We start from the raw sequence: 15,728 nt of genomic DNA on the forward strand, positions 1-15,728 counted from the left end.
TTGGGATTTGGGATTTGTAATTTTATTTTTATGCCATACAATTTTATCAACGAACATCACGCCGAAGCAGCTGCATTATTTTGCATAGATTTTAGATTTAAAGATGCAGTAATCAAATTCTTAAGTCAAGAATTAAAATTAAAAAAAGCAGATATTATTGTTTTGGCTGGCGCTTCAAAAAATTTTGCTGATCCAAAAGATTTGGCCAATAAAAAAACAGCTTTGACTCAATTAGAAATTTCAGCAAAATTGCACGGCATTAAAAAAATTATTTTAATTGATCATGCTGATTGCGGTGCTTATGGCGGATTAAAAGCTTTTAACAATGATGCAGAATTAGAAAAAAAAGCTCATCTCAAAAATCTAAAAAAAGCGCAGAGCATTTTATCAAAGAAATTTAAAAGCATTGAAATAATTTTGTATTTCGCAAATCTTAAAAACAAAAAAATAATATTTGAGAAAGCCTAGTTACAGAAACTTATAACTGTCAACTGTTAACTTATAACTTTGCGGTTATTAACACCTGACAAAAAGTAATAAATATGTTATTTTAAATTTATCTACAAAGATAATTTTATGTTAACAAAAAAAGACCTAAAAGAAATACTTAAAGAAGAATTTGATAAAAGAGATAAAAAATTAGATCAAAAGTTTGAAAAATCAGAAAATAAATTTGATCAAAAACTTAGTATTTTAGAAAAAAATTTTGATAACAAGCTAGATCTATTTGAGAAAAATATTGATATAAAATTAGGCGTTTTTCAGAAAAATGTTGATAAGAAGCTAGGTGTATTTGAGAATAAGATGGACAACAAAATTGATAATTTAGCTTTAATTGTCAAAAAAGGCTTTGATCAAGTTGATGAAAATTTCAAACTAGTATACAAAAAATTTGAACAAATTGATAAAGAATTTAGGCAGATCAGTAAACGATTTGACAATATGAACGTAGAGATATCTGAAATTAAACAAAAAATAGAAATTATCGAATTAAGATTAACAAGTATTTCAAGCAAATTAGAACAATTAGAACGAGATGATTATAGAATCTCAAAAACAGAACAAGACGATGTTGATGTCTTAGCTTCAGATTTAGAGAATGTAAAAGGCAAAGTCAATGGTTTGGCATTACAAGTAAAAAAAATAGCTTTAAAACAATAATTAATAAATTTTAAAACATGGACAAAAAACCAAGTTTAGACATTAAATCAGGAAAAACATTTCAAATGAAACCAACTTTAAATTCAAAAGAAGTTATTAAATCTGATCAAAAAGCTGATCCTAAAAAATCAGATCAAGTTGTAAAAAAACCAAACAAGATTATTCAATTCTTCAAAGACAATCGCTGGGCACAAATTGTCGGAATTATCGTTGCAGTTTTATTATTAATTGGAATTGGTTTCGGTATCTATTGGCTTATTACAAAAGACAAAGGAGTAACATTCCAAGAACAGCTCAAGATGGCAAAAGATCAGCCAAAAGAAATGGCAAGACGACTTGATGGAGTTATCGTGCCAACTGCTGATGCTAATAAATATCCTGTAGCAGTAATGATTGAAAATCTTGTTGATGTCCGTCCACAGCACGCATTAAGCCAAGCTCAAGTTGTTTATGAAACAGTTGTTGAAGGTAATATTACTAGATTCATGGCGCTTTATGCTGGAAATCAGGCCGACGAAATTCATCCTGTCAGATCAGCTCGCCCATATTACTTGCAATGGGCTTCAGAATATGATGCGCTATATGCTCATTGCGGCGGTTCTCAAGAAGCTCTTGATGCAATTCTAAGTTTTGGCATCAAAGATCTAGATCAGATTGGCGCTGGCGCTCCATATTTCTGGAGAGGCGAAGGCGAAGCTCCTCATAATCTTTTTGCATCAACAAAAACTTTAAATTTAGCCTTGCGTGACCGAAAATTAGATACAGTCAAGCCAAAATATGATTCCTGGAAATTCAAAGATGAAATCAGAAAAGAAAATCGTCCAACAACAATTCAAGATATTAAAATTAATTTTGCTGGCGATTATTCAGTAGAATACAAGTATGATCCAGAAACAAATACTTATCTTCGTTTCAATCCAATTGGTGTTGAGCACAAAGACGCAGTCAATGACAGCCAGATTGCTCCAAAAAATGTTGTAATTCAATATGTTCCAAAAGAACAAGTTATGGATGATTATGGCAGATTGCAATTAGTCGTAACGGGCGAGGGCAAGGTTCAAGTTTTCCGCGATGGCGAAATGGTAGAAGGAGCTTGGAAGAAAAATAGCAGAACTGACAGAACAAAATTCTACGATTCTACAGGTTCAGAAATAAAACTAAATCGCGGCCAGACTTGGATCACAGTTGTGCCTGACGGTTTCAGTGTCGAAGTCCTGTAATTCGCGAATTGCACGAATGCCTTAAGACCACTAATCTCACGAATATATAAAACCACGCTTTAAGCGTGGTTTTTAGTTTGATTTTTGATACAAAATTGACAAAAATAATGTTAAGTGTTATACTCAAAAATACTGTTATCGTGGTCCAGGGAAGGAGGAAAGACAGAATGGAAAAGGACGCACAACCTCGTATCGCTCTTTTTATCGACTTTGATAATATGCTTGATTTTCTTACTCCTGATTCAATTTCCAGATTACTAAATAAGCTTCGTGATCTTGGTAGAATAGAGCATGCAGGAATTTATACTGATGTTTGTTTTGTTGCGAACTCCGGTAAAACAAAAGACTATGGAATCATTCTTCGTGCCTATGAACAGGGTTGTAAAATCTTTCATTGCCCAAAGCTAAATGGTCGAGAAAAGCCGAAAGATACAGTGGATGAGAATATTATCACTGATATCCATACGTTGCTTGAAACTCGACCTGACATTAGTCACTTTGTTCTCGCTTCCCATGATTCAAATTTTCTTAGGTCTGCAAATGCAGTTAGTTTTCGAGGTAAAAATCTTGTTGTTGTCATGAATGATCCAGCAGGTAATAGGAGACTAGAACAAATTGCGGATGATGTCATTTTTCTAAGTGAGCTAGAAACGCCAGAAAATAAGGAACCAGCCCCTCCGAATAATCCCTTGGCTGAATTCTTAAACCAAAGATTTGCAGATCCAGAAAGCCTATACAAAGCTGTGAGAGAACTTGGCCTCAACAAAAACGATAGGTTAAGACTTGCCCTAGATGCTGTAATTAATATTAATAGTATGCCTCAAGGAGAATATCCTTACAAATACCTTGTAGATTACCTAGCTCATCAGGGTCAATTCACTTTTGCTCAGCGAACAGATGAAGGCGCAATTAGAGGTGCGATAAATGATTTGATCGGTTGTAACATTTTACTCAGACAAACAAAACCTGATTTCAAATTCTATGTTCTAGATCCAACTCATATGTTTGTAATCGTCGCACTCAATTCTGTACATCTTGAAGTCCTCAAAGCTCTTTTGCAAGATTAGATCTACTCTAATCTTTTTTTATACCCAAATTATCATCACTCTCTCACATCCTCCTAAATCATTTTTGATTTCATATTTTGCTTCTGGCATTTTTTCTTTAACCAGATTTATCATTTTGTCTTTAAAAACTGGATCAATCTCAAAAAATATAATGCCATTTTTATTCAGATATCTTGGCGCTTGATCTAGTAATTCAGAATACAAAGTTGTTTCTTCTTTTACAATCAAAGCGGTTTTTGGTTCAAATTTTCTGACATCTTCTTCAGTTAAATCTAATTGTTCAACTGTAATATATGGTAAATTAGCGCAAATTATGTCAACTTTATTTTCAAGTAATGGTTCTAATAAATTTCCTTGCAATAACTCAACATTTGCTTTATTTTTTTCAACATTTATTTTTGCAACTTCTAGAGCATCATAAGATAAATCAATTGCAAAAATTTTAGCATTTTCCAAATTTTTAGCCAGGCTTACAGCAATACATCCAGATCCAGTTCCGACGTCAGCAATTTTTAATTCAAGTCTCGAAGACGCTCGGCTTTCTCCGGAAAAAGCCGAGCGTCTTAGTTTTTGTTCACGAATTACTTCTTCAACGAGTATTTCAGTTTCAGGTCTTGGAATTAAAACTCGTTTATCAACGTAAAAATTTAGTCCGAAAAATTCTTTATTATTAATAATATAGGCAATTGGCTCATGTTTCTTTCTTCTTTCTAAAAGCTGATTAAATTGTTCAATTTGTTTTTCGTTTAATTCAATTTCAGAATTCGCAAATAAATATTCTTTATTTTTTTTCAAAACAAAAGATAACAAAATTTCGCAATCCAAATCTGGAGAAGAAGAAATGCCTTTTAATTCTTTTATCGATTTATTTAATAAATTTTTTATAGACATTTTATTATTATGTTATTTTTAATTTTATTATTCGCATTATCCGATCCAATACCAGTTCGCGAGCATTACAGTAAACAAACTTAACATCATTGAAAATAGCATGATTATAAAATAATTTAACCATTCTCTTTTTATTGTAAATTTGGCAAGCAGAATAAAGACTGGAAATAAAACTAATGTAAATCTGGTCATAGAAATTAACGATCCAGTCAAGAAGGGAATTAACAATGCCAAAAAACAATATAATCCATAAGACTTTCTTAATCTAAAAAATACAACAATAGATAAAATTAAAAAAGTTATAAAAAAGAAAAATTCAAAATCATTTCTTAAAGAAAAAGCAAAATTTTGCGAAGGTTGAAAAATATCGTGGACATGATTTTTCAGATCAATCCATATGCCCCAAAAATCAAATCCAATCTTTCTGTCCCAAGCAGTTTGCGCCTGCATAAATAAAAAAGCATTTTTAAATTTGATCCATAAAAACAGCATATAACTTGCAAGACCAGCAGGCACCAGCAAAGTCCATAAAATATCTAATTTAATTTCTTTAAAACTAAATTTTCTTTGTTCAATATATTCTAAAATTAAAACCAGAAACAAGATAATGCCAATTGGACGACATGTGGCTACAAAAAAACCAAAGCTTGAAGCAATCGCAAATCTTCTAGTTCTCGCAAAATACAAACAAGCAACAGCTAAAAATATAAATAATGATTCAGTATAAATTGATGCCAGAAAAATCGCAGTTGGAAAAATCAAAAAATAAAAAACAGATTTTAGCGCAGAATTATTATCTTGCAATTCAATCTTAGCGAGCTTATACAAAAAATAACAAACGCCAAAAGTAGCTAGCGTTGAAATGATTATTCCAGAAATTACTTGAGATTGAAAAACATAACTAAATATTTTAATCAACAACGGATAAAGAGGGAAGAAAGCAGTATTGTACAAATTTTTTGCTTGATCAAAAAAATAACCAGATTTAGCAATTTCCAAATAAAAACCAGAATCCCATTTTACAAAATACTGCAAAAATTCTGGTAGTTTATCAATAGACCAAGGACTTAAATGATCATAAGCATTATCTGTTGATAAAAAAAGTCTATATTTACCAAGAAAAGCAATAAATTGTACAACAACACGCCAACCAATAAATAACAGAATGATGTTCCAGATTTCTTTTTTTGTTAGTTTTTGTTTCATATATTTTAAAAAAATGTTTTGACTTAATCGGTTTAGTAAAAAACTTGACATTTACATAGCTGTATGCTATAATTAAAAAAGTTCAATCCAGCTGCAGCAGAGGAGGAAAGAAGATGAGAAGAACACTAATAGCAGTGATTTTCTTCAATCTCATTGGATTTGGTTTTGGTTGTACTCTCAAACCACAGCAATGCCCGTCACAAGGTCTTAAGATTGATGAAGGACAAGAAAAAAAAAGCTTGCTCATTGTTGAAGAAGCAAAAACTAGCGATTGTTGTGATCCCATTACCCATGGATTGATGAGTACGATTCACGGACGAGAAACCTATTTCTTTGATAGTTGTCATGGAGACAAGCCATTATATCCTCTTTGCAAGTTTTCTGCAAAGCGCGAATGTTGCGACCGTGCAACAGGACGATGGGTTGGTTCTGACGGTTATCTTTCGACGCTTGTAACATGTAGTGGAACAGTTTTTTGTACTTTGTAAGGGCCAATGTGGCTCTTTTTTTCTATAAAAATTGGTGCAATTCGAGGCCTTAAGGCATTAGTGAGATTAGTTTATCCCCATTTTGAGACGCTGATCTTCTTCTTTCAATTTATCAATTATTGGATCTAGGTCACCGCCCAAAACATAGGGTATACCGTTAGTCGTAAATTTGATTCTATGATCAGTAACTCTATCTTGTGGAAAATTATAAGTTCTAATTTTTTCTGATCGATCACCAGTTCCGATTTGCATTTTTCTTTCAGCTCCAGCTTTTTTTGTTCTCTCTTCTTCCTGTTGTGCTAGTACTCTTGATCTCAAAACTTTCATCGCTTTTGCTTTATTTTTTTGTTGAGATCTTTCATCTTGGCAGGAAGCAACAATGCCAGTAGGTAAGTGTGTAATTCTAATTGCTGAATAAGTTGTATTAACACTTTGTCCGCCAGCGCCTTGAGAACAAAAAGTATCAATTCTTAAATCTTTCGGTTCTATTTTAAATTCAACTTCTTCTACTTCTGGCAAAACAACAATTGTTACAGTTGATGTTTGAATTCTACCTTGTTTTTCTGTTACTGGCACTCTTTGAACGCGATGAACGCCACTTTCATATTTTAAATCTCGATAAACATTATCGCCTTTGACCGCAAAAATAATTTCTTTAAAACCTCCAATACCTGTTCGATTAGAATTCATTATCTCAATTTTCCAACCTTTTTTTTCAGCAAATCTGGAATACATTCTAAATAATTCTGCTGCAAATAAGGCAGCTTCCTCTCCACCAGCTCCAGCTCGAATTTCCATAATCGCATTTTTTGAATCATTTGGATCTTTTGGCAATAGCTCAACTTCTAAATCTTTCTTCAATTTTTCAAATTCTATTTTTAAATTAGTTAAATCTTCATTTGCCATTTCAATCAATTCTTTATCATTTTCAGACTTAATTAATTCTTCATTATCTTTAATTTGTTTCGTTATTTCCTCATATTTATTTATCAAATCAACAGTATCTCTTAATTCAGCAGCTCTTTTAGATAATTTTGTCAATTTTAAACTGTCTGAAACTATTTCAGGAGAGCTTAATTCTTGATTTATTTTATTATATTCTTCTTTAATCTTTTTTAATTTTTCTTCCATATAATTTAATTATTTTATTTATCTGTGTCTCTGTGTGCATCTGTAAAGTATCTGTGTAAGATTTGTGACACATTAATTATAACAAAAAACAGAGTATTAATAAAAACACTCTGCTTTAAAATCGCTATTTATTTGCTGCTTTTTCTTTTCTAATTCTTGGCTTTTTTTCTTTCTTGTCTTGTGTAAATTTCAAGAATTTTTCTTGTCTTGCCTTGAATTTGTCAAGCATTCCAGCTGTATCAACAAATTTGGCTTTGCCAGTAAATGTTGGATGGCAAGCTGAGCAAATTTCAACATGCATCTCCGGAATTGTAGATGCTGTTTTGATTGTATTCCCGCAAGCACATTTGATTGTTGCAGGACCAAATTTAGGATGGATTTTTTCTTTCATGAGCTTAAAAATATAAAAACCTAAAAATATAAAAATTTAGATTTATAAAACAATTATACACAAAACACAGAAAAATGCAAGAGTAAATAAAAAAACCGCTTCAAAGCGATTTAAAATCCGAAAGATCTTGATTTCTTTTTATCAAGGTACAATCGTACTTGTTCAGGGGTAACAAGAGAAACTTTCACAGCCATATCTGCGACACATGCACCACAAAATATTTTATTGCCCAAGTTTTTTAATTGTACGCCACATTCAAAATGAAAACCGTTTCCACAAATTGAACATGTCATTGCCGAGTTACTGCCACAAACTTTGCACAATGCCATCCCTTTCCTCCTTTTCCTCTGCCAAAAGAACATTTATATTATACAAAAAATGCAAAGAATCGCAAGAGTAAATAAAAAAACTGCCAAAAAGCAGTTATCTAGTCAAAAAGTGCAGAAACAGAACCATACTCATAAATAGCCTTAATCGCATCAGCAATTAATTTATCAACAGACACAACTCTTATTTTTTCATGTAACTTTCTTTCTGGAATATGAACAGTATCAGTAACAGCTAGAAAATCTAGACAAGATAGTTGAATTCGTTCTGCTGCTCCTTCTGTCAATTCACCATGGATCCCACCTCCAACAACTTTTATTGCTCCATTTTTTAAGCAAGCTTGACCCATTTTAATCATTGTTCCAGCTGATTTCACAATATCATCAATAATCAAAACAACTTTACCAGATACATTTCCAATAATCGTTATCTGATCAACTCTATCATCTGTAGTATCTCGACCTTCCTTGTGAGCAACGGCAAAGCCAACTCCGAATTTCCTAGCATAAGCGCCAACTACTTTGGCATAGCCTGCATCAGTCAAAAAAACAGTTCGATTAGAATCGATCAAATCAGCAAAAGCTTCTTTCAAAAGCAATGGTGTTGCCCAAAGATGATCAACCGGCTTGTTCGTAAAGCCTTGAATCGCACCAGCATGCAGATCCACAAAAACAAATCTATCGGCACCAGCTGTTTCAAACAAATCAATCATTAATCTTGCTGAAATAGCAATTCTTGGTTGAGTTTTTCTCTCTTGCCGTTGATAAGCAAAATCAGGAATCACTACGCAAACTTCTTGAGCTGAAGCTTGTTTTGCGGCCCTTATCATTATTAGCAATTCTTCTCTAACCTTTGCACCAAGTTCATCTTCGCTAGCAACGGTTGGCTGAATAATAAAGACTCTTCTTCCTCTTAAGTTCTCAAGAAACTGAGGTCTCATTTCACTGCCTTCAAAATCAGTAAATCTCATTTTTCCAAGTTCAACGCCCAGCTTATTACAAACTCTTTGTGCCAAAAGCTCATTAGATCTGCCAGAAAAGATTGCTAATTGATGAGGAGTAACAGATCTATAGAGAGTTTTGCCACAATCGCGACAAATAAATTTTTTTCCAATTTTTGTCAGGCATTGCGAACAAAAACATTGATCGCAGAACATACAAATTCCTTCTGCCGAATTTTCTTGATGCAAGATGCAATGAACTCCAAAACTTTTTTCTGTCATTCTCTCCTCCTTGGCAAGGATTTCTCCTTGCATTAAACGGAATGAACTTCATTTCATAATCTACCTATTTTGTAACAATCAAAAAAGAAACAACCTAGAATTTATTGTCCGCCGTAGTCCCGCAGGACGAAGGCGGATTGAATTTTAAGGAACAAAATTATTTTATTTTTTTAATCATGTAGCTATCCTGAAATTTATATCCTTGTTTTCGATAATAATCTCTAACACCGACACCAGAAATAACTGCAATTTTGTTTAATCTAAATTCTTTTTTAACAATTTTTTCTGCTTCTTTCATCAAACTTTTACCTAAGCCCATGTGTTGTGAAGCCTTCAAATTTTTCTTATCAATTTCAACCATTTGTCCTAAACTTTTCAATTCTCTAATTATAGCACAATTATTTAATACATTAATATAATGTTTTTCATGAGTAAAATATTGTGATGGAATTCTTAATCTAAGATAAGCTAATATTTTATTATTTTTTTCATCCTCATAGCTTAGAAAAATTTCTTTTCCATTTGAGGCATTATAATCCATCCTGGTTAATTTTATATCTCCCATTTCCCATTTCCCATTTCTCACTTCACGACATCGAATGCATTTGCACAACAAATTTTGTTCAATCATTTTTGCATGAACAACTTGTCTAATATTTGACATTTTATTTCCAGCCACAATATCTGGAGCCGGAATATCTCGACCAAGTCTCATTATTCTAACATATTTTGGAATTTTTTGTTTAATTTTAATTAGCAATTCAACAATTTCTTTATCGCTGTATGGTTTATATTTTCCTGCTTTCCAAACTTTATATAATTTAGAATTCTTCGTCAAAACACAAGGATAAATTTTTAACATATCAGGCTGAAAAGAAGAATCAGAAAATAATTCTTCAAACATTTGCAAATCTTTATTATTATTACTTTTTGGTAAATTCGGCATCATGTGATAATTGATTTTAAAACCTGCATCTTTCAGCAATTGTGTTGCCTGTATAGTTTTATCAATCAAATGTCCGCGATTATTGAACTTTAAAACATTATCATAAATACTTTGCACGCCTAGTTCAATTCTGGTAGCTCCAAGTTTTCGCATTCTGATTACTTCTTTCTCATCAATCAAATCAGGTCTTGTTTCAAGAGTCATTCCAATAATTCTATGTTTCGCTTTTTCATTTCGCTTTTGTTCGTCAGTTAAAGTCGTTTGTTTATTTGTTTTATTGTTTTTTTGTTTATTAAAATGATTAGCCGTTTTAAAACATTTTAACACAAAATTATTTTGATAATTTTTTGGTAGGGCAGTCCACGATCCTCCCATAATAATCAGCTCAATTTTATCAGTTTTATGTCCGCAAATATTTAATGCTTCTAATCTTGTTTCAATCTGTTTTTTTGGCGAGTAATTACAAAGAATTGCTCTCATTACAGCTGGCTCATCATTCAAGTAGCTTTTTGGCATTTTTGGTTGACTCGGACAATACAAACATTTTCCAGGACATTTGTATGGCTTTGTAAAAATTGCAATTGAAGCAATGCCAGATAATGTTCTGGTCTTTTGTTTTTTTAATAATTCCTCAAAATTTTTGTCTTGCTTAATCTTTTTCTCTTTGATTAAATTTCTATAAACTGATAAAATATTAATATTAGTTAGTAAATTGCATTTATATTTTTTCGAAATCTTTCTTTTTTCCAATTCAAATTTGGATCTTAAAAAAGATTTTTGCTTCAAAGTTTTAATTATAAGTTCTTCAACTGGTTTCATAAGACTAATTATATTATAATAATAAACCATTTTTGTCAAAGGTAATTAATTTAACTTATCTAATTAGTCTAACTAATCTAACTTATCTAATTAGTCTAACTAATCTAACTTATCTAATTAGTCTAACTAATCTAACTCGTATTTTAAACTATGGACAAAGAATACGCTCAAAAATTAATAGATAAAACCAAGCAGGACTACAAATCCTTGGCTAAAGAGTTTTCCGCAACTCGTGCTTTTTCATGGCAAGAATTAGAAGATCTCGTAAAATTTATAAAGCCAAATCAAAATGTTCTTGATGCGGGCTGTGGCAATGGACGTCTTTATCAATTACTGAAAAATAAAAATATTAAATATTTAGGTATTGATAATAGCGAGGCATTAATTAATGAAGCTAAAACAAAATATCAATTTGGAAATTTCAGACAAATGGATTTGTTAGATCAACATTTTGAAGCAGAAACTTTTGACATAATTTTTTGCATTGCTGCTTTGCAACATATTCCATCTAAAGAATTCCGCTTGCAAGTTTTGCGAGATTTTTATCACATCTTAAAACCAAATAGTTATTTATTAATGACTAATTGGAATCTTTGGCAAGCAAAATATTTTTGGCAAACTATTAAATATTCATTTTTAAGTATTGCTGGCAAGCACAAAGAATTAGATTTGAAAGATGTTTATATGCCATGGAAAGCAAGATTTGGCGTTGTTGATCGTTATTATCATGCTTTCACCAAAAAAGAATTGGCAAGTTTATTGCAAGAAGTTGGTTTTAAAGTAGAAGATCAGTATTATGTTAAAAAAGGTGAAAAATCAAATTGGCGAAATGGATATAATCTAATTACGATTGCTAAAAAAATATAGTATTGACATTATTAGTATTTTTGTATAAAATAATTAGTCTTAATTCAGTCAAGGAGGAGGAAGAGATGAGAAGAGCAGTTCTGATTGTTCTCTCTGCAATTATATTCAGTTCCAATGCCTTTGCACAAAAACAACTCACTGTTCCAAAAGAAATTGTTGTAGAAATGGAAAAAACTGGTTGTCAAGTTATCCCATCTTACGTTAGTACTCAGAGCAATTACATCAACTTTGACATTGATAACCAAAATATCCCAAAATGTGTTGTCATTCCGATCGCAGCCAATTTCTCAACGCTTACTTTCCTTGTCCAAGCGCCATACAATTATGATGTTACGGCTGAATTTTCTGATGGCAATCTGCAATTTTACAGGCATCAGAAAGAACGAAGTAAGCTTCAAATCAATCTCTGGAATTGCTTCAATCTTGGTCGTAATAGTTGGCTATTCGTCAAAGTTTCTATCTATAATCAAGATCCCAAAGCTCAACCAAACCAGAAAATTTATTTCGGAGCTCGTGCCAGGCAATAGCTCATTTCAGATCGGTTTACCGATCTTTTTTATTTCTCTTGCCAAAATTTTTTTCTCATGTTATATTGCTAACAGTAAACCATTAACACTTCACAGTTAACTGTTAAATGTTAAAAGTTAATTGTTAATACACCACACGTTTTCCGACCACCAGCCTTCCTCTCATTAACAAATCTTGTTAAATTGAGTGGCATGGTGGAATGACGAAAACGGCGGACTAAGGACAAATCTTCTTAGTTCGCCATGGGCGAATTTTTTAATTTTGTTATTAATTTTAGTTATTTATAATTTAGTTATTTTGTTATTTTTGTTATAATACAAAGTACTAGATTATATAATCAAATCTAATTATGAAGACCCCAACGATTCAAGAGCTACTAAAGGCAGGTGCACATTTTGGCCACAAAGCAGCAAAATGGAATCCAAAAATGAAACAATATGTCTTTGCAAAAAAAGAAGGCATTTATATTATCAACCTTTCCAAAACAAAAGAAATGCTTGAAAAAGCATTAGAATATGTTGCCGAAATTGCCAAAAAAGGCGGAAAAATTGTTTTTATCTGCACAAAAAGACAAGGCAAAGATATTGTTAAAAAAGCTGCAATTTCTTGCAATATGCCTTATGTTACAACAAGATGGCTTGGCGGAACTTTGACAAATTTCAAAACAATTCACAACTTAATTCAAAAATTAAGAACATTGGAAAGAAAAAAAGAAACTGGTGAAATGGAAAAGAATTATACAAAATATGAAAAGCAATTAATGCTTGAAGATATTGAAAAATTAAATAACAAAATCGGTGGTTTGAAGAATTTAGACAAATTGCCAGAAGCTTTATTTTTAATCGATGTTATGGATAACAAATCAGCAGTTAAAGAAGCAAGAGTTGTCAATCTTCCAACAGTTGCATTAGTTGATGCAAATGCCAATCCAGAAATCATCAATTATCCAGTTCCTTGCAATGATGATGCTATCAAAGTTATTGATTTAATGGCAAATACATTTGCAGAATGCATTAAAGAAAATTATAAAGAACAAAAGCCAACAGTAGGCAATGTAACAAAAGTTACAGGCCCACAAAATTTGAGATAAATAATAAAATAAAATGGAAAATCAAAATCAAACATCCTATGATGCTTGGTTGAAAGAGTGTGATTTTCTAGCAAAAGTCAGAAAAGAAAACCCAAAAAAGATAGAACGACAAAACCCAATTATCGAGGATCAAAAATTACTTCAAGATTACGGAATTGAAATAATTTCTGATCTACCTTTGGGTTTTTTGCGTTTTTCGCCAGCTGATTTCATTGTTGAAGAAATTACTCAAGATGGCAGAATTACAACTATTGATCCAGAAAATGATCCAAGCTTAGCAGATCAAGAAGGCGAGACAGTTTATGCTGATGTAGTTAAAATTGGCATTCCAACATTAGAAGCAATTGATCGTATTGCCAAAAAATTGAATGTAGGCTTAGGACAAATTGGCTATTCTGGCATGAAAGATGCCATTGCTATTACTTCTCAAAAATTTAGTTTTAGAAAAATATCCAGAGATAAAATAAAAGAATTAAAACTTCCAAATATTTATTTAAAAAATATAATTGTTAGCAAAGGCGCTTTGCAACCAGGAAATTTGATTGGTAATAGATTTAATATTTTTATCCGAACAAAAGGTTTGTACGATCCAAATTTGTTATTAGAAAAATTAAACCATATTAAAGAAGTTGGCTTTTATAATTTTTTTGGCAGTCAACGATTTGGCGGAGCTAGGGGAATTGGCCACAAGCTTGGTATAATTTTACTTCGTGGTGATTATGAGTTAGCAGTTAAAGCATTTTTAATTGCTCAAGGCAAGAATGAAATTCCATTAATCCAAGAATTAAGAAACAAAGCCAAAGCAATTTATGGCAATTGGAATGATATGATCAAAATTTATGAACAAATGCCATATACTTTTTCTGGCGAAATAAGAGTTTTAAAAGCTTTGACGCATGAACCAAGTGATTATATTAATGCCTTATTAGCAATCAAAGAACAAGTCAAACTTTGGGCTTATGCTTACGGTAGCTATTTATTTAATAAAAAAATCTCACAATTAGTTCGCAACAAAATTAATCTGCCAGCTAAATTGCCATTATTTTTGAGCAATGAAAGATCAGACAAAGATTTGTATGAAGACTTTTTAGAAAGCGATAAAACAAAAAATTTCCGAGAATCAGCTCGTCCATTTCCATTTATCCAGTTGCGTCATTATGAAGTTCCAACATTATTATCTCCAAAAATTAATTCTTTTACTTGTACAGAAGATGGAGTTGCCATTAATTTTGAATTACACAAAGGTGCCTATGCCACAACATTTTTATCTCATATCTTTACTTTGACAATGGGCTTGCCATTGCCAAGTTGGGTCTCACAAAAAGAAATTGATACCTTAAAAATATTAGAGCTAGGCACAATAGAAAATATCAAAAAAGTTTTTGAAGAATACTGGTCAAATGTTTTAACAAATTCTGGTAAATAATTCTGCGTTTTCTGCGTTCGATTCTGCGTATTTCTGCGGAATCGTTTTTAACGCAGACTAACGCAGAATCTAACGCAGAACGTGCAGAAAATAATCTACACGTTTTTTTTGTGCAAAAAAAAGACCGACTCGGACGAGTCAGTCTAGGTAGGGTGCGAAAGGAACGGGTGTTGTGAGTGTGTGGGTAGGTCTATCGGGTGGGGGGGCTCAGCGTGTAGGTGTAGCGACCGGGGGCGAAGCTGATGTGCAGCTCTTCCTGGGTCACCATGCCGTCGCGGGGGACTGGCACGTTCACGGTGTCGAGCCTGTACAGCTCTTCACCCTTCTCGTTGACGTTGGCCCAGACGTTGCAGTAGGGTGTGGTCTGGTTGAAGAGGTTGACGACACGATCGGGCAGCTTGAGATCTTTTCCTGTCTGAGTGAGCACCAGCTGCAGGAACCTCTTCCTGCCACGCTTATCCTCACGCCAGAACCAGAAGGCATCCGTCACCTTGTAGCCAGCCATGCCGAGCTCGCTCAGGAGTGCGCTCATGTCGACCATCTGCCGATTGGCAGCGATGTTCGTGCCGGTGTCATCCATGCCGTCTCTCTTGACACCGAACTCGATTCCGAGATCCTTTGCCTCCTTGCGGTGCTTCGCAGCCACCGCCTTTGCATCGTACTCCTTCTGAGGGAGCAGAGCCTCGATCCAGCCGCCGATTCCGGCGACCTTCACGAGGATGATGAGGGGCATGAGCCCCAGACCTTCGAACTGATCAACCAGGACCGTGCGGCTCATCGGAAACCTCCTGTCAGTGGTGGCACTCACCCCGATTCCAGGGCTTTTCATCATATCACAGCACCCTATTTTTGTCAATGGCATTTTTGAAGTGGGAAGTGGGATCTTGGGATATGAGAAATGGGAACCTTAAATAAGCCAAAAAAAGATATTTGTGCGATTAGTGGCCT

At 33.1% G+C, this 15,728-nt stretch carries 16 protein-coding genes; 9 read left to right on the forward strand and 7 right to left on the reverse strand.

What is annotated here, in order from left to right:
• The first annotated feature begins 30 nt into the window (after window positions 1-30).
• From WC663_01785 to WC663_01800, 4 genes are all read left to right on the forward strand, one after another.
• Complete coding sequence (locus tag WC663_01785) at window positions 31-468, forward strand: carbonic anhydrase (GenBank protein MFA6296060.1); 438 nt, start codon at window positions 31-33, stop codon at window positions 466-468.
• Between the two features lie 108 nt (window positions 469-576).
• Window positions 577-1,161 carry a hypothetical protein gene (locus WC663_01790; protein MFA6296061.1) on the forward strand — a complete coding sequence of 195 codons (585 nt, stop codon included), beginning with the start codon at window positions 577-579 and terminating at the stop codon, window positions 1,159-1,161.
• Window positions 1,162-1,178: 17 nt separating this feature from the next.
• Window positions 1,179-2,381 (forward strand): DUF3048 domain-containing protein, encoded by a 1,203-nt coding sequence (locus tag WC663_01795; GenBank protein MFA6296062.1) that lies wholly within the window; start codon window positions 1,179-1,181, stop codon window positions 2,379-2,381.
• Window positions 2,382-2,521: 140 nt separating this feature from the next.
• Window positions 2,522-3,448 carry an NYN domain-containing protein gene (locus tag WC663_01800; GenBank protein ID MFA6296063.1) on the forward strand — a complete coding sequence of 309 codons (927 nt, stop codon included), beginning with the start codon at window positions 2,522-2,524 and terminating at the stop codon, window positions 3,446-3,448.
• Between the two features lie 18 nt (window positions 3,449-3,466).
• On the opposite strand, the gene prmC is transcribed toward WC663_01800, so the two are convergent.
• Complete coding sequence (gene prmC, locus WC663_01805) at window positions 3,467-4,339, reverse strand: peptide chain release factor N(5)-glutamine methyltransferase (protein ID MFA6296064.1); 873 nt, start codon at window positions 4,337-4,339, stop codon at window positions 3,467-3,469.
• Between the two features lie 36 nt (window positions 4,340-4,375).
• On the reverse strand, window positions 4,376-5,545 hold the full coding sequence (locus tag WC663_01810; GenBank protein ID MFA6296065.1) for a mannosyltransferase family protein: 1,170 nt from the start codon (window positions 5,543-5,545) through the stop codon (window positions 4,376-4,378).
• Between the two features lie 113 nt (window positions 5,546-5,658).
• On the opposite strand from WC663_01810, the gene WC663_01815 reads away from it, so the two are divergent.
• Entirely contained in the window at window positions 5,659-6,033 is a 375-nt protein-coding gene (locus WC663_01815) for a hypothetical protein (GenBank protein MFA6296066.1), read from the forward strand.
• 66 nt (window positions 6,034-6,099) lie between these two features.
• Here the strand turns inward: WC663_01815 and prfA are convergent, their stop codons facing one another.
• From prfA to WC663_01835, 4 genes are all read right to left on the reverse strand, one after another.
• The gene (gene prfA / locus WC663_01820; protein MFA6296067.1) at window positions 6,100-7,164 is read right to left on the reverse strand and encodes a peptide chain release factor 1; all 1,065 of its coding nucleotides are present in this window, start codon (window positions 7,162-7,164) and stop codon (window positions 6,100-6,102) included.
• A 124-nt stretch (window positions 7,165-7,288) separates the two neighbouring features.
• Window positions 7,289-7,555 (reverse strand): 50S ribosomal protein L31, encoded by a 267-nt coding sequence (gene rpmE, locus WC663_01825; protein MFA6296068.1) that lies wholly within the window; start codon window positions 7,553-7,555, stop codon window positions 7,289-7,291.
• Window positions 7,556-7,982: 427 nt separating this feature from the next.
• Window positions 7,983-9,137, reverse strand: coding sequence for a ribose-phosphate diphosphokinase (gene prs / locus WC663_01830; protein ID MFA6296069.1), 1,155 nt, complete (start codon window positions 9,135-9,137; stop codon window positions 7,983-7,985).
• Between the two features lie 124 nt (window positions 9,138-9,261).
• Window positions 9,262-10,869 (reverse strand): tRNA uridine(34) 5-carboxymethylaminomethyl modification radical SAM/GNAT enzyme Elp3, encoded by a 1,608-nt coding sequence (locus tag WC663_01835; protein ID MFA6296070.1) that lies wholly within the window; start codon window positions 10,867-10,869, stop codon window positions 9,262-9,264.
• A gap of 150 nt (window positions 10,870-11,019) precedes the next feature.
• Here WC663_01835 and WC663_01840 point away from each other — a divergent pair, with 150 nt between their 5' ends.
• The 4 genes from WC663_01840 (at window position 11,020) to truD (ending at window position 14,780) form a co-directional block, all read left to right on the forward strand.
• Window positions 11,020-11,736 (forward strand): class I SAM-dependent methyltransferase, encoded by a 717-nt coding sequence (locus tag WC663_01840; GenBank protein ID MFA6296071.1) that lies wholly within the window; start codon window positions 11,020-11,022, stop codon window positions 11,734-11,736.
• A 65-nt stretch (window positions 11,737-11,801) separates the two neighbouring features.
• On the forward strand, window positions 11,802-12,263 hold the full coding sequence (locus WC663_01845) for a hypothetical protein (GenBank protein MFA6296072.1): 462 nt from the start codon (window positions 11,802-11,804) through the stop codon (window positions 12,261-12,263).
• 350 nt (window positions 12,264-12,613) lie between these two features.
• Entirely contained in the window at window positions 12,614-13,354 is a 741-nt protein-coding gene (gene rpsB / locus WC663_01850) for a 30S ribosomal protein S2 (GenBank protein ID MFA6296073.1), read from the forward strand.
• Between the two features lie 13 nt (window positions 13,355-13,367).
• Entirely contained in the window at window positions 13,368-14,780 is a 1,413-nt protein-coding gene (truD, locus tag WC663_01855) for a tRNA pseudouridine(13) synthase TruD (GenBank protein MFA6296074.1), read from the forward strand.
• A gap of 190 nt (window positions 14,781-14,970) precedes the next feature.
• Here truD and WC663_01860 read toward each other — a convergent pair whose 3' ends face one another.
• A complete protein-coding gene (locus WC663_01860; protein ID MFA6296075.1) occupies window positions 14,971-15,642 on the reverse strand; it encodes a hypothetical protein in 672 nt (223 codons plus the stop codon).
• Between the last annotated feature and the right edge of the window lie 86 nt (window positions 15,643-15,728).

The organism is Patescibacteria group bacterium, assembly GCA_041662665.1.
GTDB lineage: Bacteria > Patescibacteriota > JABMPQ01 > JABMPQ01 > JAQVVF01 > JAQVVF01.